Here is a 20,962-nt window from a genome sequence, read left to right as displayed (position 1 = left end):
CATTGACGAAGAGTCCCTGTCCGGGGTGCTCGACGCTAGTACGCCCCTTGTGGGTTGGAACGCGCAGGGTCGCCGGGTAGGGCTTGCCAAGCACACTGTTGGGTCCTGAGACAACCGGCCCGCTTCCCTGACTGTCCCTCGTGGATGGTGTGGGGGGTGTGTGGGTGTTTCTGGATTGAGGTACGGGTCACTGGGTCGTACGCAGATCAGCCGGCTTGCCGGTGTTGGTGTGTGCGGGTTGCTTGGTGGGTTCGTCCGTTGCTTGAGAACTGCATAGTGGACGCGAGCATCTTTGATTTTTTCCAAGACTGCGACCGTGATGTGTGACCATGGATCTCCCAGGTTTCCTGGGTGGGTTTGTGGTTGTTGTCATGGTTTGTTTCTTGGTTTCTGTGATTGTTGGTTTGTTGAAGTTTTTTAGGGCACATTGGTGGATGCCTTGGCACTAGGAGCCGAAGAAGGACGTTGTAGCCTGCGATAATCCTCGGGGAGTTGGCAGACGAGCTGTGATCCGAGGGTCTCCGAATGGGGGAACCCAGCCGAAGTCATGTTCGGTTACCCGCGCCTGAATGTATAGGGTGTGTGGAGGGAACGTCGGGAAGTGAAACATCTCAGTACCGACAGGAAGAGATATTCCGTGAGTAGTGGCGAGCGAAAGCGGATGAGGCCAAACCGTATGCGTGTCAAGCTGTCAGGCGTTGCGTGTGCGGGGTTGTGGGACCTTCTGGGAGAATCTGACAGTTCTTCAGCCAGTAAGAAAGTCGTGTCATAGTCGAACCGGGTTGAATACCGGACCGTAGTGGGTGGGAGTCCCGTAGACGAAATGGTGCGGCCTGGTGGAGGGGATCCCAAGTAGCACGGGGCCCGTGAAATCTCGTGTGAATCTGGCAAGACCACTTGCTAAGCCTAAATACTACCTAGTGACCGATAGCGGACAAGTACCGTGAGGGAAAGGTGAAAAGTACCCCGGGAGGGGAGTGAAATAGTACCTGAAACCGTGTGCCTACAATCCGTCGGAGCCTTCTTAGCAGGGGTGACGGCGTGCCTTTTGAAGAATGAGCCTGCGAGTTAGTGCTCGGTGGCGAGGTTAACCCGTGTGGGGTATCCGTAGCGAAAGCGAGTCCGAATAGGGCGTCCATAGTCGCCGGGTCTAGACCCGAAGCGAAGTGATCTAGCCATGGGCAGGTTGAAGCGCCGGTAAGACGGCGTGGAGGACCGAACCCACCAGGGTTGAAAACCTGGGGGATGACCTGTGGTTAGGGGTGAAAGGCCAATCAAACTTCGTGATAGCTGGTTCTCCCCGAAATGCATTTAGGTGCAGCGTCGCGTGTTTCTTGCCGGAGGTAGAGCTACTGGATGGCTAATGGGCCTCACCAGGTTACTGACGTCAGCCAAACTCCGAATGCCGGTAAGTGCAAGCGCGGCAGTGAGACTGCGGGGGATAAGCTCCGTGGTCGAGAGGGAAACAGCCCAGATCACCGGCTAAGGCCCCTAAGCGTGTGCTCAGTGGGAAAGGATGTGGAGTTGCACAGACAACCAGGAGGTTGGCTTAGAAGCAGCCACCCTTGAAAGAGTGCGTAATAGCTCACTGGTCAAGTGATTCCGCGCCGACAATGTAGCGGGGCTCAAGCACACCGCCGAAGCCGTGGCACTCATACGTTAGCCCAGCATGCATCCTTGTGGTGTGTGTTCAGGTGTGTGGGTGGGTAGGGGAGCGTCGTGTGGGCAGTGAAGTCGCAGGGTGACCTAGCGGTGGAGCCTACACGAGTGAGAATGCAGGCATGAGTAGCGAATGACGGGTGTGAATCCCGTCCGCCGAATGACCAAGGGTTCCAGGGCCAGGTTCATCCGCCCTGGGTAAGTCGGGACCTAAGGCGAGGCCGACAGGCGTAGTCGATGGACAAGGAGTTGATATTCTCCTACCGGCGAAGTACCGCCCATACCGAGCCCGGTGATACTAACCACCCCAACCTCACACCGTCACCTTCGGGTGACATCGTGAGTAAGGCGTGGGACCTGATCCGGTAGTAGGTAAGCGTGTTAACAGGGGTGACGCAGGAAGGTAGCCAGGCGTGGCGATGGTTGTCCATGTCCAAGGTCGTAGCCCGTTCCATAGGTAAATCCGTGGAACACATAGGGTGAGAGCTGATAGAGACCACTTTGGTGGGAATCTGGTGATCCTATGCTGCCTAGAAAAGCCTCGACGCGAGGGACTAGCCGCCCGTACCCTAAACCGACTCAGGTGGTCAGGTAGAGAATACTAAGGCGATCGAGTGAATCGTGGTTAAGGAACTCGGCAAAATGCCCCCGTAACTTCGGGAGAAGGGGGGCCTGAACTGTTAACCCACTTGCTGGGGGACGCGGGGAGGGCCGCAGAGACCAGGGAGAAGCGACTGTTTACTAAAAACACAGGTCCGTGCGAAGTCGCAAGACGATGTATACGGACTGACGCCTGCCCGGTGCTGGAAGGTTAAGAGGACGAGTCAGCCCTTGGGCGAAGCTCAGAATTTAAGCCCCAGTAAACGGCGGTGGTAACTATAACCATCCTAAGGTAGCGAAATTCCTTGTCGGGTAAGTTCCGACCTGCACGAATGGCGTAACGACTTCTCCGCTGTCTCAACCGCGAACTCGGCGAAATTGCACTACGAGTAAAGATGCTCGTTACGCGCAGCAGGACGGAAAGACCCCGGGACCTTTACTATAGCTTGGTATTGGTGTTCGGTGCGGTTTGTGTAGGATAGGTGGGAGACTGTGAAGTCCGGGCGCCAGCTCGGGTGGAGTCATTGTTGAAATACCACTCTGATCGCTTCGGATGTCTAACCTCGGACCATGATCTGGTTCAGGGACAGTGCCTGGTGGGTAGTTTAACTGGGGCGGTTGCCTCCTAAAATGTAACGGAGGCGCTCAAAGGTTCCCTCAGCCTGGTTGGTAATCAGGTATCGAGTGCAAGTGCACAAGGGAGCTTGACTGTGAGACCGACAGGTCGAGCAGGGACGAAAGTCGGAACTAGTGATCCGGCGGTGGCTTGTGGAAGCGCCGTCGCTCAACGGATAAAAGGTACCCCGGGGATAACAGGCTGATCTTGCCCAAGAGTCCATATCGACGGCATGGTTTGGCACCTCGATGTCGGCTCGTCGCATCCTGGGGCTGGAGTAGGTCCCAAGGGTTGGGCTGTTCGCCCATTAAAGCGGTACGCGAGCTGGGTTTAGAACGTCGTGAGACAGTTCGGTCCCTATCCGCTGCGCGCGCAGGAAACTTGAGAAGGGCTGTCCCTAGTACGAGAGGACCGGGACGGACGAACCTCTGGTGTGCCAGTTGTTCCGCCAGGAGCATGGCTGGTTGGCTACGTTCGGAAGGGATAACCGCTGAAAGCATCTAAGCGGGAAGCCTGCTTCGAGATGAGGTTTCCATACACCCTTGTGGTGTGAGAGGCACCCAGCAGACCACTGGGTTGATAGGCCGGATGTGGAAGCAGGGACTAAAGACCTGTGGAGCTGACCGGTACTAACTGCCAACAACTTCAACACCACCCAACACGGGTAATAATCATCAAATGTTTTGCGACGCGTCCACTATGCGGTTCCCGAGTCACGGGCACCACCCCCACCCCGCCACAACCCCCTTCTCGAAGGGGCGCCTGGTGAGGGCAAAAAGGGGTTGCCTTGTTCTCGATAGCGTTACGGTGGTCTTAGCGTAGGGGAAACGCCCGGTCCCATTCCGAACCCGGAAGCTTAGCCCTACAGCGCCGATGGTACTGCCTTGGAGACGGGGTGGGAGAGTAGGACGCCGCCGGACAACCATTCCCGTAAGGGGGTGGGAGTCTCTTCTTGAGCGATCACACGATCGCAAGAGAAGAGCCTCCCACCCCCTTACGGCATTTCCCATCACATCCGCATCTCGCATCCGCATCGCACCGGTGCAGGGGCGCGCGGCGCGGACCTCTCCGACGACTAGACTGGGACCATGTCCACCATCTCCCGTGACGAGGTTGCGCGCGTGGCTGCGCTGGCACGGATCGACCTGCGACCGGACGAGGTCGCCCGCCTCGCCGACGAGCTTGACGTGATCGTCAACTCGGTCGCTCGCGTGAGCGAGGTCGCCACCGCAGACGTGCCCGCGACAAGCCACCCCCTCCCGCTGACGAATGTGTTCCGAGACGACGTGCCGGAACCCGCCCTCCCGGTCGAGGAAATTCTGGCCGGCGCCCCGCAGCAGGAGAACGGCCGCTTCGCCGTCCCGCAGATCCTCGGCGAAGAGTGATGGGAATCAACGACATGACACGTGACATCACGCGCCTCAGTGCGTCGGACCTTGCGTCCGCACTGAGCACCAAGGACGTCTCCAGCGTCGAGGCCACGCAGGCCCACCTGGATCGCATCGCCGCGGTGGACGGGGACCTGCACGCGTTCCTCCACGTCTCCTCGAACGAGGCGCTGGCGACGGCCGCCGAGGTCGACGCGAAGCGCGCGGCCGGCGAGGAGCTGCACCCGCTCGCGGGTGTGCCCATCGCGGTCAAGGACGTGGTGGTGACCAAGGGCCTGCCCACCACCGCCGGGTCGAAGATCCTGGAGAACTGGATTCCGCCCTACGACGCGACCCTCGTGGACCGCATCAAGGCCGCTGGCTTGCCGATCCTCGGCAAGACCAACATGGACGAGTTCGCGATGGGCTCGTCCACGGAGCACTCGGCGTACGGCAACACCAAGAACCCGTGGGACCTCGACCGCATCCCCGGCGGGTCCGGTGGCGGTTCCGCCGCCGCCGTCGCCAGCTTCGAGGCACCGCTCGCGATCGGTACCGACACCGGTGGTTCGATCCGTCAGCCCGGCGCCGTCACCGGCACCGTGGGCGTGAAGCCCACCTACGGCGGCGTCTCGCGGTACGGCCTGATCGCGCTGGCCTCCTCGCTCGACCAGGCAGGCCCCGTGACCCGCACCGTGCTCGACGCCGCACTGCTGCACGAGCTCATCGGCGGTCACGACCCGCACGACTCGACGTCGATCGACGAGCCGGTGCCCGGGGTCGTCGCGGCTGCCCAGCTGGGCGCCAAGGGCGACCTCAAGGGCCTGCGGGTCGGTGTCGTCAAGGAGCTGTCCGGCGAGGGCTACCAGGCAGGCGTCTCCGCTCGCTTCGCCGAGTCGCTCGACCAGCTGCGCACGCTCGGCGCCGAGATCGTCGAGGTCTCCTGCCCGAGCTTCACCTACGCGCTAGACGCGTACTACCTGATCCTGCCGGCCGAGGCGTCCAGCAACCTGGCGAAGTTCGACGGCATGCGGTTCGGCCTGCGGGTCGAGCCGGCCGAGGGCCCGGTCACGGCGGAGCGGGTCATGAGCGCCACCCGCGGTGCCGGCTTCGGCGACGAGGTCAAGCGCCGCATCATCCTGGGCACCTACGCGCTCTCCGCCGGTTACTACGACGCCTACTACGGCAGCGCGCAGAAGGTCCGCACGCTGATCCAGCGCGACTTCGCGGCGGCGTTCGAAAAGGCCGACGTGCTGGTCTCGCCCACGGCGCCGACCACCGCGTTCAAGTTCGGCGAGAAGCTCGACGACCCGCTCGCGATGTACCTGAACGACGTCGCGACGATCCCGGCGAACCTCGCCGGCATCCCGGGCATGTCCCTGCCGAACGGCCTGTCCGACGACGGCCTGCCCGTCGGCTTCCAGATCCTGGCCCCCGCCAAGGCGGACGACCGGCTGTACCGCGTGGGCGCCGCCCTCGAGGCGGCCCTCGAGTCCGGCTGGGGCGGCCCCCTCCTGAACAAGGCACCCGAACTCAAGACCACGGAGCTTGCCCGATGACCGCACCGTCGACCGCTACGGCAACCAGCAGGGCAACCGGCCTGGTCGCCTACGAGGACGCCGTCCGCCGCTACGACCCGGTGCTGGGCATCGAGGTGCACGTGGAGCTCGGCACGCTCACCAAGATGTTCTGCGCGGCCGAGGTCGCGTACGGCGGAGAGCCCAACACCCAGGTCACGCCGGTGAGCCTCGGGCTGCCGGGCGCGCTGCCGGTGGTCAACGGCAAGGCCGTCGAGTACGCGATCCGGATCGGCCTTGCGCTGAACTGCAGCATCTCCGAGAACTGCCGGTTCGCCCGGAAGAACTACTTCTACCCGGACGTCCCGAAGAACTTCCAGACCTCGCAGTACGACGAGCCCATCGCCTACGACGGCTGGATCGACATCGAGCTCGACGACGGCGAGGTGTTCCGCGTCGAGATCGAACGCGCGCACATGGAGGAGGACGCCGGCAAGAACACCCACGTGGGTGGTTCGACCGGTCGCATCCAGGGCGCCGAGTACTCGCTGGTCGACTACAACCGCGCGGGCATCCCGCTGGTGGAGATCGTGACCCGCCCCATCGAGGGGGCCGGCGAGCGCGCGCCCGAGGTGGCACGCGCCTACGTGCAGACGCTGCGCGACATCTTCCGCTCGCTCGACGTCTCCGAGGCCCGCATGGAGCGCGGCAACGTCCGCGCGGACGTGAACCTGTCGCTGCGTCCGACGCCTGAGTCGCCCCTCGGCACCCGCACCGAGACGAAGAACGTCAACTCGTTCCGCTCGGTCGAGCGCGCCGTCCGCTACGAGGTGTCCCGTCAGGCAGGCGTCCTCGATGCGGGCCAGAAGGTCATCCAGGAGACCCGGCACTTCCACGAGGAGGACGGCACTACGTCGTCGGGCCGCGTGAAGTCGGACGCCGAGGACTACCGCTACTTCCCCGAGCCCGACCTGGTGCCGGTGGCACCGAGCCGCGAGTGGGTCGAGGAGATCCGGGCGACGCTGCCGGAGATGCCGGTCGCCCGCCGTCGTCGGCTCCAGGGGGAGTGGGGTTACGCCGACGCCGAGATGCGCGACGTCGTCAACGCCGGCGCCATGGACCTCATCGAGGCGACCGTCGCCGCTGGGACGAGCGCCGCGGGCGCACGCAAGTGGTGGATGGGCGAGCTGGCCCGCCGGGCCAACCAGGACGAGGTCACGCTCGAGGACCTGTCGGTGACCCCGGCGCAGATCGCGCAGCTGCAGGGACTCGTGGAGTCCGGCCGGCTCAACGACAAGCTCGCCCGCCAGGTGCTCGACGGTGTGCTCGCCGGCGAGGGCGACCCGGAGGCGATCGTCGTCGCGCGCGGTCTGGAGATCGTGTCCGACGACGGCCCGCTGCTCGCCGCGATCGACGACGCGCTGGCGGCTCAGCCCGACATCGTGGAGAAGGTCCGCGGCGGGAACCAGGGACCGGTCGGCGCGATCATCGGCGCCGTCATGAAGGCGACCAGGGGCCAGGCCGATGCGAAGCGGGTCCGAGAGCTGGTGCTGGATCGGATCGGGCAGTGACACCGGGGGCAGTGACACCGCGGACAGTGACTCTCCGGGCGGCGTCGCGAGCGGCGGGGCCCGGCAAGTGACCCGCGGGCCTCTCCTGCGCGGCGAGATGATGCGGTTGCGCCCCATCGAGGCGCGCGATGCCGAACGCCTGTGGGAGGCGGTGCAGGATCCGGAGGGCACCCGGCTGACGGGGACCACCGCCGTCTTCACGCGCGACCAGATCGACGAGTGGGCCGCCACGGTCAGCGACCGGCCCGGCCGGTTCGACTGGGCGATCTGCTCGGCCGCGATGCGGGACGGCAAGCCGGTCAGCGACGAGATGATCGGCGAGATAGTCCTCAACGACCTCGACGAGGACGTCCGCTCGGCGAACCTGCGGCTCCAGCTCCTGCCGAACTACCGGGGCCGCGGGTACGGCCGGGAAGCGATCCTCGAGGTCCTGCGCTTCGCCTTCGACGGCGCGGGTGACGACCCCGGACCGGGCCTGCACCGGGTGAGCCTGGACGTGCTCAGCATCAACCCGCGCGCCCAGGCCCTGTACGAGTCGCTCGGCTTTGTCGAGGAGGGACGCCTGCGCGACGTCTACCGGGACGGCGACGCCTGGGCCGATGCCGTGGTGATGAGCGTCCTCGAGGACGAGTACCGGGCGACGCTGGGGGACTGAGCCGAGCTGGGGGACTGGACCGAGCTGCGGGACCGAACCGACCGGCCCAGCCCTGGTCTGCGGACCGGTCGACGGGCTGGTCTACGGCCCGCCGGAGATGTAGGCCGTCAGCTGGTCGCGTTCGGCCTGCACCTCGGCGATCCGGTGCTTGACCACGTCCCCGATGCTCACGATCCCGGTCAGCCGGGCGTCGACCAGCACGGGGACGTGCCGGAACCGGCGCTCCGTCATCAGGGGCATCAGCTCGTCGAGCGTGGCCTCGGGCCCGCAGGTGTGCACCTCGGCGGTCATGATCTGGGCCACGGGGCCGTCGAGGACACCGTCGCCGTCCGAGTGCAGCCGGCGCACGACGTCGCGCTCGCTCACGATCCCGTCGACCTGTACGCCGTCGTCGGAGACCACCACGGCACCGATGCCGTGCTGGGCGAGCAGTGCGAGGAGCTCGCGTACGCTCTGCTCCCCGGAGATGGTGACGACCGAGCCGCCCTTGCGTCGAAGTGCCTCTGTCACTCGCATTCGATACCCCCGTCGGATGCATGTCGGAGGCCGCGTCATTGCGGACTCCTGCTACGAAGGTACGGCACCGGGCGGGGTTCCAGATAGGTGTGCCGACCGTGAAGGGTCACCCGAAGGACGCCCGAGGGTCACCCTGTGGACGCGCGCTGTCGGTCGCGCCACGCCGGAGGTAGCGTGCTCAGGCCGCCCCGCCCAGCATCGTGCGCGGCTGTCCAGCATCGAAGGACACCAGCATCGAAGGAGCTGAAGAGTCATGAGTCGTCCCCTGCGTTCCCGGACGTCCACCCACGGCCGCAACATGGCCGGAGCCCGCGCGCTGTGGCGCGCCACGGGCATGGGTTCCGAGGACTTCGGGAAGCCGATCATCGCGATCGCGAACTCGTACACGCAGTTCGTGCCGGGGCACGTACACCTCAAGGACATGGGTGACCTCGTGGCGTCCGCCATCAAGGAGGCCGGCGGGGTCGCCAAGGAGTTCAACACGATCGCCGTCGACGACGGCATCGCGATGGGCCACGCCGGCATGCTCTACTCGCTGCCGAGCCGCGACCTCATCGCGGACTCCGTGGAGTACATGGTGCAGGCGCACACCGCCGATGCGCTCGTGTGCATCTCGAACTGCGACAAGATCACGCCCGGCATGCTCAACGCCGCGCTGCGGCTGAACATCCCGGTGATCTTCGTGTCGGGCGGGCCCATGGAGGCCGGCAAGGCGGTCATCGCCGACGGCGTCGCGAAGACCCCGCTGAACCTGATCAACGCGATCAACTACTCGGCCGACGAGAACGTCGATGACGCGGCCCTCGGCCTGGTCGAGGAGAACGCGTGCCCCACGTGCGGCTCCTGCTCGGGGATGTTCACCGCGAACTCGATGAACTGCCTCACCGAGGCGCTGGGCCTGTCGCTGCCGGGCAACGGCTCGACGCTCGCGACGCACGCCGCCCGCAAGGAGCTCTTCCTGGAGGCCGGGCGCACCATCGTCGACCTGGCCCGCCGGTACTACGAGGACGAGGACGACACCGCCGCGCCGCGCGGGATCGCCACCAAGGCGGCCTTCGCGAACGCGATGACGCTCGACGTCGCCATGGGTGGCTCCACCAACACGGTGCTGCACATCCTCGCCGCGGCGCAGGAGGCCGAGGTCGACTTCACGCTCTCCGACATCGAGGGCATCAGCCGCCGGGTGCCGTGCCTGTCGAAGGTCGCGCCCAACCACCCGGACTACCACATGGAGGACGTCCACCGGGCGGGCGGCATCCCCGCGCTGCTGGGCGAGCTCGACCGGGGCGGCCTGCTGGACCACGAGGTGACCTCGGTGCACACACCCACGCTGCGCGCGTGGCTCGACGACTGGGACGTCCGCGGCGGCAAGGCCACCGAGCGCGCGCTCGGCCTGTTCCACGCCGCGCCGGGCGGGGTGCGCACCACCAAGGCGTTCTCCACGAACAACCAGTGGGAGTCGCTCGACACCGACGGCGCGGGCGGCTGCATCCGCGACGTCGAGCACGCGTACACCGTCGAGGGCGGGCTGGCGGTGCTGCGCGGCAACCTCGCCGAGGACGGCGCGGTCTTCAAGACGGCGGGGGTCGACCCGGACGTGTTCCACTTCGTCGGCAAGGCCCTGGTCTGCGAGTCGCAGGACGAGGCCGTCGAGAAGATCCTGACCAAGCAGGTGGAGCCGGGCCACGTGGTGGTCGTGCGCTACGAGGGCCCCGCCGGCGGGCCGGGCATGCAGGAGATGCTGTACCCGACCTCCTACATCAAGGGCCGCGGCCTCGGGAAGGTGGTCGCCCTGATCACGGACGGCCGGTTCTCCGGCGGGTCGAGCGGCATCTCCGTGGGACACGTCTCCCCGGAGGCGGCGGCCGGCGGCACCATCGGCCTGGTCGAGGACGGCGACGAGATCGAGATCGACGTCGACACCCGCAAGATCCACATCAACGTGCCGGACGAGGTGCTCGCCGAGCGTCGCGCCAAGATGGAGTCGTCGGAGCGGCCGTGGCAGCCCGTGGCCCGCGACCGGTACGTGTCGCCGGCGCTCCAGGCCTACGCGGCCCTGGCGACGTCGGCCGACAAGGGCGCGGTGCGGGACGTGGCGCGGCTCCGGCGCGGCTGAGATCGGGCTGGCGGCACAGGCGGGTGAAGGGTCTGGACAGGATGCGCACACTGACTAGGCTGACCAGGCAGAACAGCGCTACGTCCAAGGAGAAGCGCGACCCATGAGTGATCCGATCACCGCAGCCGAGTTCACTGCCGCCGAGGGCACGGACGACTGGCGGGCGCTGGCCGTCTCGGCGATCGCGCGGTTCACCACCGGCTCGTTCGCCACGGGTCTTGCACTGGTCGGCCGCATCGGTGAGCTGGCCGAGTCCATGAACCACCACCCGGACGTCGACCTGCGCTACGGGACCGTCACGGTTCGGACCTGGTCGCACGACATCGGGGGGCTGTCCGAGCGGGACCTCGCGCTCGCGCGGGCCATCTCCGCGGCGGCCCGCGTGTTCGGTGTCGCGGCAGACCCGGCCGGGGTGCGCGACGTGGCGATCGCGATAGACGTCGTGGTGGGTCCCGAGGTCCAGCCGTTCTGGCAGGCGGTGCTGGGGCACGACCCGCGGCCGCACCCTGGCGGAATCTCGACCGCCAGCCCCCTCCTCGACGGGGACGGGCGGCTGCCGTCGTTCTGGTTCCAGCAGTCGGACGAGCGGCGGGAGCAGCGCAACCGCATCCACGTGGACGTGTGGGTGCCGCACGACCATGCCGAGGCGCGCGTGGTGGCGGCGGTCGCCGCGGGCGGCCGGCTCGTCACCGACGAGCACGCCCCGTCGTGGTGGGTGCTGGCCGACGCCGAGGGGAACGAGGCGTGCGTCTGCACGTGGCAGGGTGAGCCCTAAAAACAGGGTGAACTCTCGCAGGCCGGCGCGTAAGATCTCGCGCTTGTGCGCCCGCTCCCGTCCGTGACCCGGAACCCCTATGCGCGGTTCCTGGCAGCAGGATTCCGCGGGCAGTCGGCCTACCCGCTGGCGACGTTCGCGGGCCTGGTCGCGAACGCGACGTTCGGCCTGCTCAAGGGCGGGATCATGGGCGCGGCGGTCGCGAGCTCCGGCGGTGAGCTGGCCGGCTACTCCGCTGCCTCCATGGCGGCTTTCGTCTGGCTCGGGCAGGGGATGCTCGGATCGGTCAACTTCTGGGGCGGCAGCGACCTGCAGACCCGGATCAAGTCGGGTGATGTCGCAGTCGACTTCCTGCGGCCGGTGAGCGTCCAGGCGGCGCAGATCCTGACCGACATCGGCAAGGGGTTGTTCGCCCTGCTCCCGCGCGGGCTGCCAAGTGTGCTGATCGGGGTGCTCGTCGGGGGCATGGCCCTGCCGCCGTCCGCCAGCGCATACGTGCTGGGCCTGGTCAGCCTCCTGATCGGCATCTCGGTCTCGCACGCCACCGTGTATGTGCTGGCCACCTGCGGGTTCTGGATCGTGGAGACCCGCGGCCTCAGCGCGCTCTACATGGCCTGCTCCGGGTTCTTCGCCGGCCTGTTCACGCCGATCTACCTGTTCCCGGACTGGCTGCTGACCGTCACGCTGCTCACGCCCTTCCCGTCGATGATGCAGTTCCCGATCGACGTGCTCTCCGGGCAGGTCACCGGCGCCGGCGCCTGGCAGCACCTCGGGGTGCAGGTGCTGTGGCTGGCGGTGGTGCTCGCCGTCGGGCAGCTGATGACACGGGCCGGGCGCCGCAGGCTGGAGGTGCAGGGTGGCTGAGCCGGAGGAGCGGAGCCGCAGGCTCAGGCACGGGAGGGCACTGGCTAGAACGCGCCAAACCCTGCGTGCCTACCGGGCCGTGCTCGCGAGCCGCGCGCGCTCGCAGGCGAGCCACCGTGCCAGCTTCCGCATGGACCTGTTCGGGTCAGCGCTCGTGGGGGTCATCGAGTTCACCGAGATCTGGGTGCTCTACTCGGCGACGGACCAGATCGGCGGGTTCACGCTGGCGCAGATCATGCTTGTGTTCGGCCTGTCCGACCTCGCCTTCTCCCTGGCTGACCTGGTGGTCGGGCACTGCGACAACCTCCCGGTGTACGTGCGCGCAGGCACGCTCGACGTGTTCTTCCTGCGCCCGCAGCCGGTGCTGGCGCAGCTGATCACGAGCGACCTCAGCCTGCGGCGCCTGGCGCGCTGTCTGGTGGGCGCGTCCGCGCTCACCGTGGGCCTGGTGCTCAACGACATCGACTGGGGCGTGGGCACGATCGGCCTGCTGGTCCTGGCCCTGGTCTGCGGGTTCGTCATCTTCAGCGCGCAGTTCGTGACGGCGGCCGGCCTGCAGTTCTTCCTGATCAACGGTGCCGAGATGACCAACGCGTTCGTCTACGGCGGCCGGTACGCGGCCACGCAGCCGGCGACCGTGTGGCCGCGGGTGCTGCTGGTCGTGTTCGGCGCGATCTTCCCCGTGGCGTTCGCCGCCTACCTGCCGGTATCCACGCTGCTGGGGATCCCGGGCCTGGCCGGGCTGCCGGCCTGGATCGGCTGGTGTGCGCCGATCGCGGCGCTCTGGGCGGTCGTCGTCGCGGGGCTGTGCTGGCGCTGGGGACTTCGTCACTACCGAGGAGCGGGCGGATGAACGTCATCGAGACCGAGGGCCTGACCAGGGTGTTCACCGGGCGGCCGGACCGGAAGAACCGGCTGCGCCGGCCCCGGCACGTCGCCGTCGACCACCTCGACCTGACGATCGAGGCGGGCGAGTCCGTGGGCTACATCGGCGCGAACGGCGCCGGGAAGTCGACCACCATCAAGATGCTCGTCGGCATCCTGGTGCCCACCAGCGGTGCGGTGACCACGGTGGGGCTGCACCCACTGAAGCAGCGCCGGGCGCTCGCGCGCCGGATCGGCGTCGTCTTCGGGCAGCGGTCGCAGCTCTGGTGGGACCTGCCCGTGCGGGAGTCGTTCTCGATCCTCGCGGCGATCCACTCCCTGTCCGTGGCCGACGAGCGCACCCGGACCGCCGAGCTGGTCGACATGCTGGAGATGGGGGAGTTCCTGGCCACGCCCGTGCGGCAGCTCTCCCTGGGGCAGCGCATGCGCGCCGAGGTCGCGGCCGCGCTGCTGCACCGGCCCGAGCTGCTGATCCTCGACGAGCCGACGATCGGCCTCGACGTGCTGTCCAAGCAGCGGCTGCGCGAGTTCCTCGTGGCGCAGCGCCGCGAGCATGGCACGACGCTGCTGCTCACCACACACGACATGGGCGACGTCGAGCGGCTCTGCGACCGGATCCTGGTGGTGGACCACGGCAGCCTCGCGTTCGACGGCACGCTCACCGAGCTGGCCCGCACCGTGGGCGCGCGACGCGAGCTCGTGGTGGACCTCGCCGAGGCGAAGCCGGACCTGGTGGACCTTGACGGCGCGGAGCACGTCCGCAGCGAGTCAGGTGGCCTGCGGCAGCGCCTCGCCTTCGACCCGCAGCGCACGACGGCGGCGCGGGTGCTCGCCGCGGTGTCCGAGCGGGCCGAGGTGCTCGACCTGTCGATCGCCGAGCCCGACATCGAGGACGTGGTGCGCGAGATCTACCGCGCTACGCGGCGGTGACGCCCGGTTCCGGGTTGGCGGCTCAGCCGTAGAGGCTCTGGACGTCCAGCTCGATAGGGAACGGCAGGTCGACCTTGAGGGTGTCGCGGAAGATACCCGTCGGGACGTAGGTCTTGGTCAGGTCGTCGAGCTCGTAGACGTGGATCGCGGTGACAGAGTCGACGTCCTCGATGCGCCAGAAGTGACGGATACCTGCCTCTGCGTACTTGTGCGGCTTGACGGCCTTGTCGCGGTGTTCGGACTCGGGAGAGACGACCTCGACCGCCAGGACGAAGTCCTTGGCCTCGTACCAGGTGGCGTCGTGCGGGATGGACACGGTCGATGCGACAACATCCGGCTCTGGTCGGTTACGTTCGTCCAGCCGGACGGTCATCTTGCTGCTGACCTCGATCTCGTCCGGCGCCTTTGAGCTGAGGGCGGTGTTGAGTGCGTGGATCACACGGCTGTGCCAATGGCGTTGAGGAAACATCCTGAAGACGAGGGTTCCGTCGATCAGTTCCGTGTTGCGGGGAGCGTCCGGCAGGTTGTCCAGGTCTTCTGCGAACCAGCCTTCGGGTCGCGGCGGGCGCATCCAATCGGGAAGCTCAGCCATCGAACCGCCTACGCCAACGCGCTAGCTCCGTCTTGTGGCTTGTCCTTGCCTCGCTCGATAGCACACCTAGACGTTAATACATCTAGCCGTCATCGGCGCGCGATGAGGGTGCCGCTACTCTGTGCCGGGTGCTTCCCGAACCAGCCGCCGTGCTGACCCCGGCACCCGTCCGATCCACCGAGCCCTCTGCGTCGCCCCGGCCCTCCCAGCAGCCCCGGCAGTCCCCCCGACCCGTCGCCCGCATCGCTGAAGTGGCCGTCCACCTGCCCGAACGCACGCGGGACGTGGCCGAGGCGGAGCGCGACCTGCACCGTAGGAACCCGCGGGTCGCTCCGCGCATCCCGATGGTGTCGCGCCTGACGGGCGTGCGCACGGTGCACGTGGCCGACGACGACCAGCAGGCCTCCGACCTCGCCGTCGCCGCCTGCCGCACCGTCCTGGACCGCGCGGGTCTTGGCCCCGAGGATGTCGACCTCCTGATCTTCGCGTCCGCCACCCAGGACATGATCGAGCCGGCCACCAGCCACATCACCGCCGCGAAGCTCGGCGTCCGCGCGCCGGTGATGGACGTCAAGAACGCCTGCAACTCCGTGCTCAACGGCATCGAGGTGGCCGAGGCGCTCATCGGCACCGGCCGGTACCGCCGCGTGCTCGTCGCGTGCGGCGAGATGCCGACGCGCGGGGTCCGGTGGGACGTGCCCGATCGCCGTACTTACGCGATGTCCGCAGCCGGGTACACGATGTCCGATGCCGGGGCAGCGGTGCTCGTCGAGGCGACCGATCCGCTGTCCGGCGTGGCGTCGTGGACCGGGAACGGCACCGGGGCCGGGACCGGGAACGGCCAGGTCCGTGAGCTCGGCGGCTTCGAGGACGACCTGGCCGCCGAGCTCGCGGACCTGGTCGAGCCCGGGCCGCGGGCCTCGGGCATCCTCGGCTCGGCCTTCTCCGCTCAGTCTCAGCACTGGGACGTCGGCATGCTGCCGGGCGGCGGCACCGTCAATCCGCGCGATCCGGAGCGGAGCTACTTCGAGATCGACGGGTCGCGGCTGCGGGACGCGTTCCTGGCGCTCGGGCCGGAGACCGTCGAACAAGCCCTCGAACGGGCCGGTGTGGCCATCAACGACGTGGCGCTCATCGCCGTGCACCAGGTGGCGGTGTCCTACCTCGCGGACGTGCACCGCGCGCTCGGTGTGCCGGCCGACCGCACGGTCCTCACCGTGGCCGACCACGGCAACATCGCCTCGGCGACGCTGCCGCTGCAGCTCGTGACGGCGCTGGAGTCGGGTCGGCTGAAGCGGGGCGACGTCGTGCTGCTGCTCGGCCTCGCGGGCGGCATCAGCATGGGCGCGATGGTGGTCCGGTGGTGACCCCGCGCTGGGGTCACGGTGCAGGTGCAGGTGCGGTGGCCGGCACGGCGCGCCTCGCCGTCGTCGTGCCCGCGCTGAACGAGGCGCACGACCACGGGATCCTGCGCACCCTGGAGGCGCTGCACACGCAGGAGGACGACAACTTCGACCTGGTGGTGGTGGACAACGGGTCCACCGACGGCACGGCCGACCTGGTGCGCAAGGCGATCGCGGAGTGGGGGCGGCTGCGCTGGCACGTGATCACGGAGGCCGAGAAGGGGACCGGCGCCGCGGCCGACACGGGCATGCGGGCCGCCATCGGGCTCGGGGCCGAGCTGCTGGCCCGGACCGACGCCGACTGCCTGCCGCCGCCGACGTGGACGCGCGCGGTGCGGGACGCGTTCCGATCGGGCGACGAGCTGGTCGCGGGACGGCTCCTGCCGCGCACCGACGACCTGCCGGTCTCGCGCTTCCAGCAGGGGGTGCTGTCGTTCGCGTTGTGGGCGTCGAGCACGTTCGGCAAGGTGCGGCCGGGCAACCAGGACGACGGATACCTCGGGCCGTACGTGATGACGCCGGGCTGCAACATGGCGATCACGGCGTCGCTGTACGAGCGGGCGGGCGGGTTCCCGCGCACCCGGATCGAGGACGTGCACGAGGACCGTGCCCTGGTCAACGCGGTGCGGCGGCTGACGACGCGGTACGCGGAGCATCGTGAGGTCTGGGTGCGCGCGTCGACCCGTCGGGTGCACGCCTGGGGGCTGGTGCGCACGCTCGGCTGGTACGCCGACCACCGGTACCGGCCCGAGGTGGTGGACATCCGATGAGCGCGGTCGTTCAGCCACGCGGCGCCACCGGGCAGGACGGCCCGAAGAGTCGCGGTGCCTCGCCTGAGGCGTTCTGGGAGGAGCGGGTGCAGCGGGCCGCGCACCCGCTCGCCTATCCCGCGCTCCGGTCCGCGCGGAACCGGCCGGTCGTGCGTGTGCCGCGCATCGGGGTGGTGGTGAGCGACGCTGCGCTCGCCCGCGAGGTGCTGCTCGACGTGGAGCATTTCTCAAAGGTGGGCCCGGGGGCGCCGTCGGACCTGTGGACGCCGGTGCTCGGGCAGGCCGTGCTGCTCAACATGGAGGGGGCCGAGCACGCCGCGCTGCGCCGGGCGCTCGGGCCTTTGTTCTCGCCTCGCGCGGTGCGGGAGCTTGTCGCGGCCGACGCTGCGGACTCCGCCGATCGCCTGGGCTCTGCCGTGCAGGTGGGCTCTGCCGTGCTGGTGGGCGCCGCCGGTGGCGCGGGTGTGCTGCCCGACCTCACGCGCCGCCTGGCCGCTGGGCAGACGGTCGACCTCGCAGCGGCCGTGACGGCGCAGGCCGGGGCCGTGATCTGCCGGATGGTCGGGCTGCCGCCGACGGACGACGCCGTGCGCTCGGCCATGTCCGCGGCGCAGGCGATCACCGGGATGGTGCGCCTGCACCGGCACGGGCTCACCCGGCCGCAGGTGGCGCGGGCGCGACTGGTGCTGGAGCAGCTGACCGCGCCCGCCCGCGCCGCCTACCGTGCGGGCGACCCGGCGACGGTGCCCGGGCGGATGCGCGACCTGGGCCTGTCGGAGCGTGAGGCGATGGGCGCGGTCGGGGCGTTTGTGCTCACGGGTACCGAGACCATCCAGTCGTTCGTGCCCCGGCTCGTCGCCATCGCGCACGACACGGGGTGGACCGGGCGCCTGCTGGCGGACGACGCCGAGCTGCGCCGTCGCGCCGTCGAGGAGGGGCTGCGCGTCACCGTGCCGACGCCGGCGATGCTGCGCTCAGTGCGGTCCGACGCCTCGGTGGGCGGGGTGCCGGTCGCGGCCGGCGACCGCGTGGTCATCGCCACCGTGAACTGCTGCCGGGCGTCCGGCGGCTTCGACCCCGACCGGCAGGCCGACCCCGACGTGCGGCACCTCTGGTTCGGCGCGGGCCCGCACTTCTGCCTCGGGATGCCGCTGGCGCTGGCCCAGGTCGACGCCGTGCTGGACGCGCTCTCGGCCGCGGCGACCGACGGCCGCGTCCCGGTGGTGGGGCGCCGTCGTGCCGCGCGTGGCGTGCTCGTCCCGGCGTACCGGTCCCTCGAGCTGACTCTGGAGGCGGCATGACGTTCGTGGACGATCTGCTGGCCGTGGCCCGGGCTTCGCCCGACGCCGTCGCGCTCCGCTGGTTTGGGGGCGACTGGTTCGGGGGCGGCCGGTTCGCAAGAGGTCGGTTCGCGGGAGGTCGGTTCAGTGGGCCCGACGGCGATCGCAGGCACGACGGCGCTCGTGTGCGCGAGGAGGTCACCTTCGGCGAGCTCGCCGAGCGGGTGGAGCGAGCGGCGGGCGGGCTGCGAGCGCAGGGGATGGAGCCCGGCGACCGGGTGCTGTACAGCATCCGGCCCCGGCCCGAGGGCGTGATCCTCTGCCTCGCGATCCTGCGCGCGGGGGGCGTCGTCGTCTTTGTGGATCCTGGTTCGACGTCGGAGCTGTTCGCCGCCCGGATCGCGGCGGCGCGCCCGCGCTGGGCCGCGACGGAGGCGCTGCTGTACGCGGCGTCGTCCGGTCCGCTGCGCGGGATCGCCCGGTCGCGCGGGCTGCTGCTGCCGGACTACGGGCGGCTGCCGGTGCGGCACCTGTACGCCGGCCCGTGGCTGCCGGGTGTGCCGCGGCGCGCCCGCCGGGTGGCGAGCCTGTGGACGGCAGGACTGGGCTCGGCGTCAGGCCCGGTGCCGGAACTGGACGACCGGGAGGCGCTCGTCGTCTTCACGTCCGGGACGACGTCGGACCCGAAGGCAGTGGTGCACACCGCACGCACGCTCGGCGGGATGCTCGACCTGTTCGCGCAGGTCGGCGACCTGCGGCCCGGTCAGCGGGCGTACACCGACCAGCTGTTCCTCGGGCTGCCGGCGATCGTCACGGGCGGCACGTGGGAGATCCCGGCGAGAACCCCCAAGGACGCGCCGGAGGCGTTCGCGCGGGGGGTTGCGGGGGCCGACTCGTCGTTCCTGGTGCCCGCCGACGTGACGGCACTGCTCGACGTCGTCGAGGCGGGCGAGGTGCCCGCCGAGGGCCCGACCGTCCTGGCGGTCGGTGCGGCGCCCGTGACCGTCGCGCTGCTCGAGCGTGGCCGCCGCGTCCTGCCTGGCACCCGCTGGATCGCCGTCTACGGCGCCACCGAGATCCTGCCGGCGGCGATGACCGAGGCGGACGAGAAGATCGCCGCCGCTGCGGCCGGTGACCTGGTGGGCCGCCCGCTCCCCGGCATCGGCGTCCGGATCGACACGGCGGTCGCAGACTTGGACTCTTCCGACCTTGGCGTTCCGGATCCTGGCGTTCCGGATCCTGGCGTTCCGGATCCTGGCGTTCCGGACGGGGACGCTCCGAACCCGGATGCTGCCGACCTGGAAGATCCCGACCCGGGCGCCACCGATCCGGAGCCCCCGCCGGTGGGCGAGCTTGTGCTCACGGGGCCCTCCCTGATGGCCGGGTACCTGTCCGATCTCGACGCCGGCAAGCCCCGGGCGACCGAGCACCGCACCGGCGACCTCGCGTTCCAGGACGCCGACGGGCGGATCGTGCTGGTCGGCCGGAACCGGGACATGATCATCCGTGGCACCGTGAACATCTATCCGGGCCTGTTCGAGCCACGGCTGCGCGACCTGCCCGGCGTGGCCGAGGCCGTGCTGGTCGGCGTCCCCGTGCCCGACGGCGACGAGCGCGTGGTCCTCGTGGTGACGGCCGAGGGCGGGATCGGTGCCGGGGGAGCGGGCACGCCCCAGGTCCGGACCGGCACCGACCTCGCCCGGGCCGTCGCGGACCGTGTCCCGCACGTCCTGGACCACGGTGCCCTGCCCGATCTGGTGGTCGAGGCGTCGCATCTGCCGCTCGCGGGCCGCTCCCGGAAACCTGACCGTCGTGCGCTGGTCAGTCTGGTGTCACCACTGGCCGGTACAGTGCGCGCATGAAGGTGGCTGTGACCGGTTCGTCAGGTTTTGTCGGAGGTGCCGTGGTCCGCGATCTCGCGGCGCACGGACACGAGGTCGTGGCGTTCTCGCGCCGTGTCCCCCGGCTGCCCGACGAGCTCCTCCAGCAGGTCACCCACCAGTTCTGGGACCTGCGGGACGGGCCCCTGGCCAAGGAGGACCGGCCCGAGCACATCGACGCCGTCGTGCACTGCGGCGCGGCAGTGGGCGACGGCGGCAGCCATGCCCGCGCGTGGATCGTCAACGTCGAGGGCACCCGCGCGGTGCGCGAGACGTTCCCGGAGGCGCGGTTCGTGCACGTGTCCTCGGGCAGCGTGTACGACCCCCGCAAGCCGAGCGTCGCCGCGACCGAGGCCGACGCTCCCGCGCACGGCTACGTCAACGCCTACGGTTCCACGAAGGCCGCGGCCGAGCGTTACCTCGCGGGCGACGCCGCACGCGAGGACCGCGGACCCGTCGTCGTGCTGCGACCGCGCGCCGTCTACGGACCGGGGGACACGACCCTGCTGCCGCGGCTCGAGTCCGCGGCGTTCGCCGGTTGGCTGGCGGTCCCCGGCGGCGGGAACGTACGGCAGCACCTCACGCACATCAACACCCTGGCCCACGCGGTGCGCGCGGCGCTGGACGCCGACGTCGGCCCCGAGATCGCGGCCGGCCTGCCGCTCGTGGCGAACGTCGCCGATGCGCGGCCTGTCGACCTGCACCAGACCCTGGAGCTGCTGATGTTCGCCAGGTTCCGGCCCGTGCAGGTGGTGGCGATCCCGATCCGGCTCGCAAACGCGCTCGCGTGGGTAGCGGAGCGCGTGGCCCGGCGGACCGGGCGCGAGCCGCGCCTGTCGCGCTACACCATCAGCCACTTCGCGATGGAGCGCACCTACGACCTCACCGTGCTGCGCGAGCGGCTCGGCGTGGACCCGGCGCCGACCTCGCTGCACGGCGCGATGAGCTGGTAGGTCTCTGTCCGAC

General features: G+C 69.0%; 16 protein-coding genes and 2 rRNA genes. 16 read left to right on the top strand and 2 right to left on the bottom strand.

Going from position 1 to position 20,962, the window contains the following annotated elements; all coding sequences use genetic code 11:
- Nucleotides 1-406 precede the first annotated feature (406 nt).
- From AB1046_RS11715 to AB1046_RS11690, 6 genes are all read left to right on the top strand, one after another.
- Nucleotides 407-3,527, top strand: a 23S ribosomal RNA gene (locus AB1046_RS11715).
- Nucleotides 3,528-3,678: 151 nt separating this feature from the next.
- Nucleotides 3,679-3,795, top strand: a 5S ribosomal RNA gene (gene rrf, locus AB1046_RS11710).
- Nucleotides 3,796-3,963: 168 nt separating this feature from the next.
- Entirely contained in the window at nt 3,964-4,260 is a 297-nt protein-coding gene (gene gatC / locus AB1046_RS11705) for an Asp-tRNA(Asn)/Glu-tRNA(Gln) amidotransferase subunit GatC (protein ID WP_369375467.1), read from the top strand.
- Nucleotides 4,261-4,274: 14 nt separating this feature from the next.
- Nucleotides 4,275-5,801 carry an Asp-tRNA(Asn)/Glu-tRNA(Gln) amidotransferase subunit GatA gene (gatA, locus tag AB1046_RS11700; RefSeq protein ID WP_369375465.1) on the top strand — a complete coding sequence of 509 codons (1,527 nt, stop codon included), beginning with the start codon at nt 4,275-4,277 and terminating at the stop codon, nt 5,799-5,801.
- Nucleotides 5,798-7,330, top strand: coding sequence for an Asp-tRNA(Asn)/Glu-tRNA(Gln) amidotransferase subunit GatB (gene gatB / locus AB1046_RS11695; protein WP_369375463.1), 1,533 nt, complete (start codon nt 5,798-5,800; stop codon nt 7,328-7,330). Before gatA ends, gatB begins: the two co-directional genes overlap by 4 nt.
- Before the next feature lie 67 nt (nt 7,331-7,397).
- A complete protein-coding gene (locus tag AB1046_RS11690) occupies nt 7,398-7,985 on the top strand; it encodes a GNAT family N-acetyltransferase (protein ID WP_369375461.1) in 588 nt (195 codons plus the stop codon).
- A gap of 81 nt (nt 7,986-8,066) precedes the next feature.
- Here the strand turns inward: AB1046_RS11690 and AB1046_RS11685 are convergent, their stop codons facing one another.
- Nucleotides 8,067-8,501, bottom strand: coding sequence for a CBS domain-containing protein (locus tag AB1046_RS11685; RefSeq protein WP_369375459.1), 435 nt, complete (start codon nt 8,499-8,501; stop codon nt 8,067-8,069).
- Nucleotides 8,502-8,754: 253 nt separating this feature from the next.
- Between AB1046_RS11685 and ilvD the strand changes: the two genes are divergently transcribed.
- The 5 genes from ilvD (at nt 8,755) to AB1046_RS11660 (ending at nt 14,071) form a co-directional block, all read left to right on the top strand.
- On the top strand, nt 8,755-10,617 hold the full coding sequence (gene ilvD / locus AB1046_RS11680) for a dihydroxy-acid dehydratase (RefSeq protein ID WP_369375457.1): 1,863 nt from the start codon (nt 8,755-8,757) through the stop codon (nt 10,615-10,617).
- Nucleotides 10,618-10,720: 103 nt separating this feature from the next.
- On the top strand, nt 10,721-11,392 hold the full coding sequence (locus tag AB1046_RS11675) for a 4a-hydroxytetrahydrobiopterin dehydratase (RefSeq protein WP_369375455.1): 672 nt from the start codon (nt 10,721-10,723) through the stop codon (nt 11,390-11,392).
- A gap of 63 nt (nt 11,393-11,455) precedes the next feature.
- Nucleotides 11,456-12,256 carry an ABC transporter permease gene (locus AB1046_RS11670; RefSeq protein ID WP_369375453.1) on the top strand — a complete coding sequence of 267 codons (801 nt, stop codon included), beginning with the start codon at nt 11,456-11,458 and terminating at the stop codon, nt 12,254-12,256.
- Nucleotides 12,257-12,386: 130 nt separating this feature from the next.
- Nucleotides 12,387-13,109, top strand: coding sequence for an ABC transporter permease (locus AB1046_RS11665; RefSeq protein WP_369375451.1), 723 nt, complete (start codon nt 12,387-12,389; stop codon nt 13,107-13,109).
- Nucleotides 13,106-14,071 (top strand): ATP-binding cassette domain-containing protein, encoded by a 966-nt coding sequence (locus AB1046_RS11660; RefSeq protein ID WP_369375449.1) that lies wholly within the window; start codon nt 13,106-13,108, stop codon nt 14,069-14,071. The genes AB1046_RS11665 and AB1046_RS11660 overlap by 4 nt, the downstream gene beginning before the upstream one ends.
- 22 nt (nt 14,072-14,093) lie before the next feature.
- On the opposite strand, the gene AB1046_RS11655 is transcribed toward AB1046_RS11660, so the two are convergent.
- Nucleotides 14,094-14,663 (bottom strand): Uma2 family endonuclease, encoded by a 570-nt coding sequence (locus AB1046_RS11655; protein WP_369375447.1) that lies wholly within the window; start codon nt 14,661-14,663, stop codon nt 14,094-14,096.
- 128 nt (nt 14,664-14,791) lie between these two features.
- Between AB1046_RS11655 and AB1046_RS11650 the strand changes: the two genes are divergently transcribed.
- From AB1046_RS11650 to AB1046_RS11630, 5 genes are read left to right on the top strand one after another with little or no spacing between them, the layout of a single operon-like run.
- Nucleotides 14,792-16,030: a 3-oxoacyl-ACP synthase III family protein gene (locus AB1046_RS11650; RefSeq protein WP_369375445.1), complete on the top strand. Its 1,239-nt coding sequence runs from the start codon at nt 14,792-14,794 to the stop codon at nt 16,028-16,030.
- A gap of 35 nt (nt 16,031-16,065) precedes the next feature.
- A complete protein-coding gene (locus AB1046_RS11645; protein WP_369375443.1) occupies nt 16,066-16,836 on the top strand; it encodes a glycosyltransferase family 2 protein in 771 nt (256 codons plus the stop codon).
- Nucleotides 16,833-18,137, top strand: a complete 1,305-nt coding sequence (locus AB1046_RS11640; RefSeq protein ID WP_369375441.1) for a cytochrome P450 — start codon at nt 16,833-16,835, stop codon at nt 18,135-18,137. The genes AB1046_RS11645 and AB1046_RS11640 overlap by 4 nt, the downstream gene beginning before the upstream one ends.
- Nucleotides 18,134-19,978 (top strand): class I adenylate-forming enzyme family protein, encoded by a 1,845-nt coding sequence (locus AB1046_RS11635; protein ID WP_369375439.1) that lies wholly within the window; start codon nt 18,134-18,136, stop codon nt 19,976-19,978. The genes AB1046_RS11640 and AB1046_RS11635 overlap by 4 nt, the downstream gene beginning before the upstream one ends.
- The gene (locus AB1046_RS11630) at nt 19,975-20,949 is read left to right on the top strand and encodes an NAD-dependent epimerase/dehydratase family protein (RefSeq protein ID WP_369375437.1); all 975 of its coding nucleotides are present in this window, start codon (nt 19,975-19,977) and stop codon (nt 20,947-20,949) included. The genes AB1046_RS11635 and AB1046_RS11630 overlap by 4 nt, the downstream gene beginning before the upstream one ends.
- Nucleotides 20,950-20,962 lie beyond the last annotated feature (13 nt).

Origin of the sequence: Promicromonospora sp. Populi (genome assembly GCF_041081105.1) — a bacterium.
Lineage (GTDB): Bacteria > Actinomycetota > Actinomycetes > Actinomycetales > Cellulomonadaceae > Promicromonospora.
Note: the sequence above shows the minus strand (reverse complement) of the source record. Positions and strands in the feature narration are given on the sequence as shown.

What these genes read in the sequence shown, in the direction of transcription:
- ilvD (WP_369375457.1), top strand. Translation starts at nt 8,755, where the DNA reads ATGAGTCGTCCCCTGCGTTCCCGGACGTCCACCCACGGCCGCAACATG.
- gatC (WP_369375467.1), top strand. Translation starts at nt 3,964, where the DNA reads ATGTCCACCATCTCCCGTGACGAGGTTGCGCGCGTGGCTGCGCTGGCA.
- AB1046_RS11655 (WP_369375447.1), bottom strand. Translation starts at nt 14,663, where the DNA reads ATGGCTGAGCTTCCCGATTGGATGCGCCCGCCGCGACCCGAAGGCTGG.
- AB1046_RS11675 (WP_369375455.1), top strand. Translation starts at nt 10,721, where the DNA reads ATGAGTGATCCGATCACCGCAGCCGAGTTCACTGCCGCCGAGGGCACG.
- gatA (WP_369375465.1), top strand. Translation starts at nt 4,275, where the DNA reads ATGACACGTGACATCACGCGCCTCAGTGCGTCGGACCTTGCGTCCGCA.
- AB1046_RS11685 (WP_369375459.1), bottom strand. Translation starts at nt 8,501, where the DNA reads ATGCGAGTGACAGAGGCACTTCGACGCAAGGGCGGCTCGGTCGTCACC.
- gatB (WP_369375463.1), top strand. Translation starts at nt 5,798, where the DNA reads ATGACCGCACCGTCGACCGCTACGGCAACCAGCAGGGCAACCGGCCTG.
- AB1046_RS11640 (WP_369375441.1), top strand. Translation starts at nt 16,833, where the DNA reads ATGAGCGCGGTCGTTCAGCCACGCGGCGCCACCGGGCAGGACGGCCCG.
- AB1046_RS11630 (WP_369375437.1), top strand. Translation starts at nt 19,975, where the DNA reads ATGAAGGTGGCTGTGACCGGTTCGTCAGGTTTTGTCGGAGGTGCCGTG.
- AB1046_RS11660 (WP_369375449.1), top strand. Translation starts at nt 13,106, where the DNA reads ATGAACGTCATCGAGACCGAGGGCCTGACCAGGGTGTTCACCGGGCGG.
- AB1046_RS11665 (WP_369375451.1), top strand. Translation starts at nt 12,387, where the DNA reads ATGGACCTGTTCGGGTCAGCGCTCGTGGGGGTCATCGAGTTCACCGAG.
- AB1046_RS11635 (WP_369375439.1), top strand. Translation starts at nt 18,134, where the DNA reads ATGACGTTCGTGGACGATCTGCTGGCCGTGGCCCGGGCTTCGCCCGAC.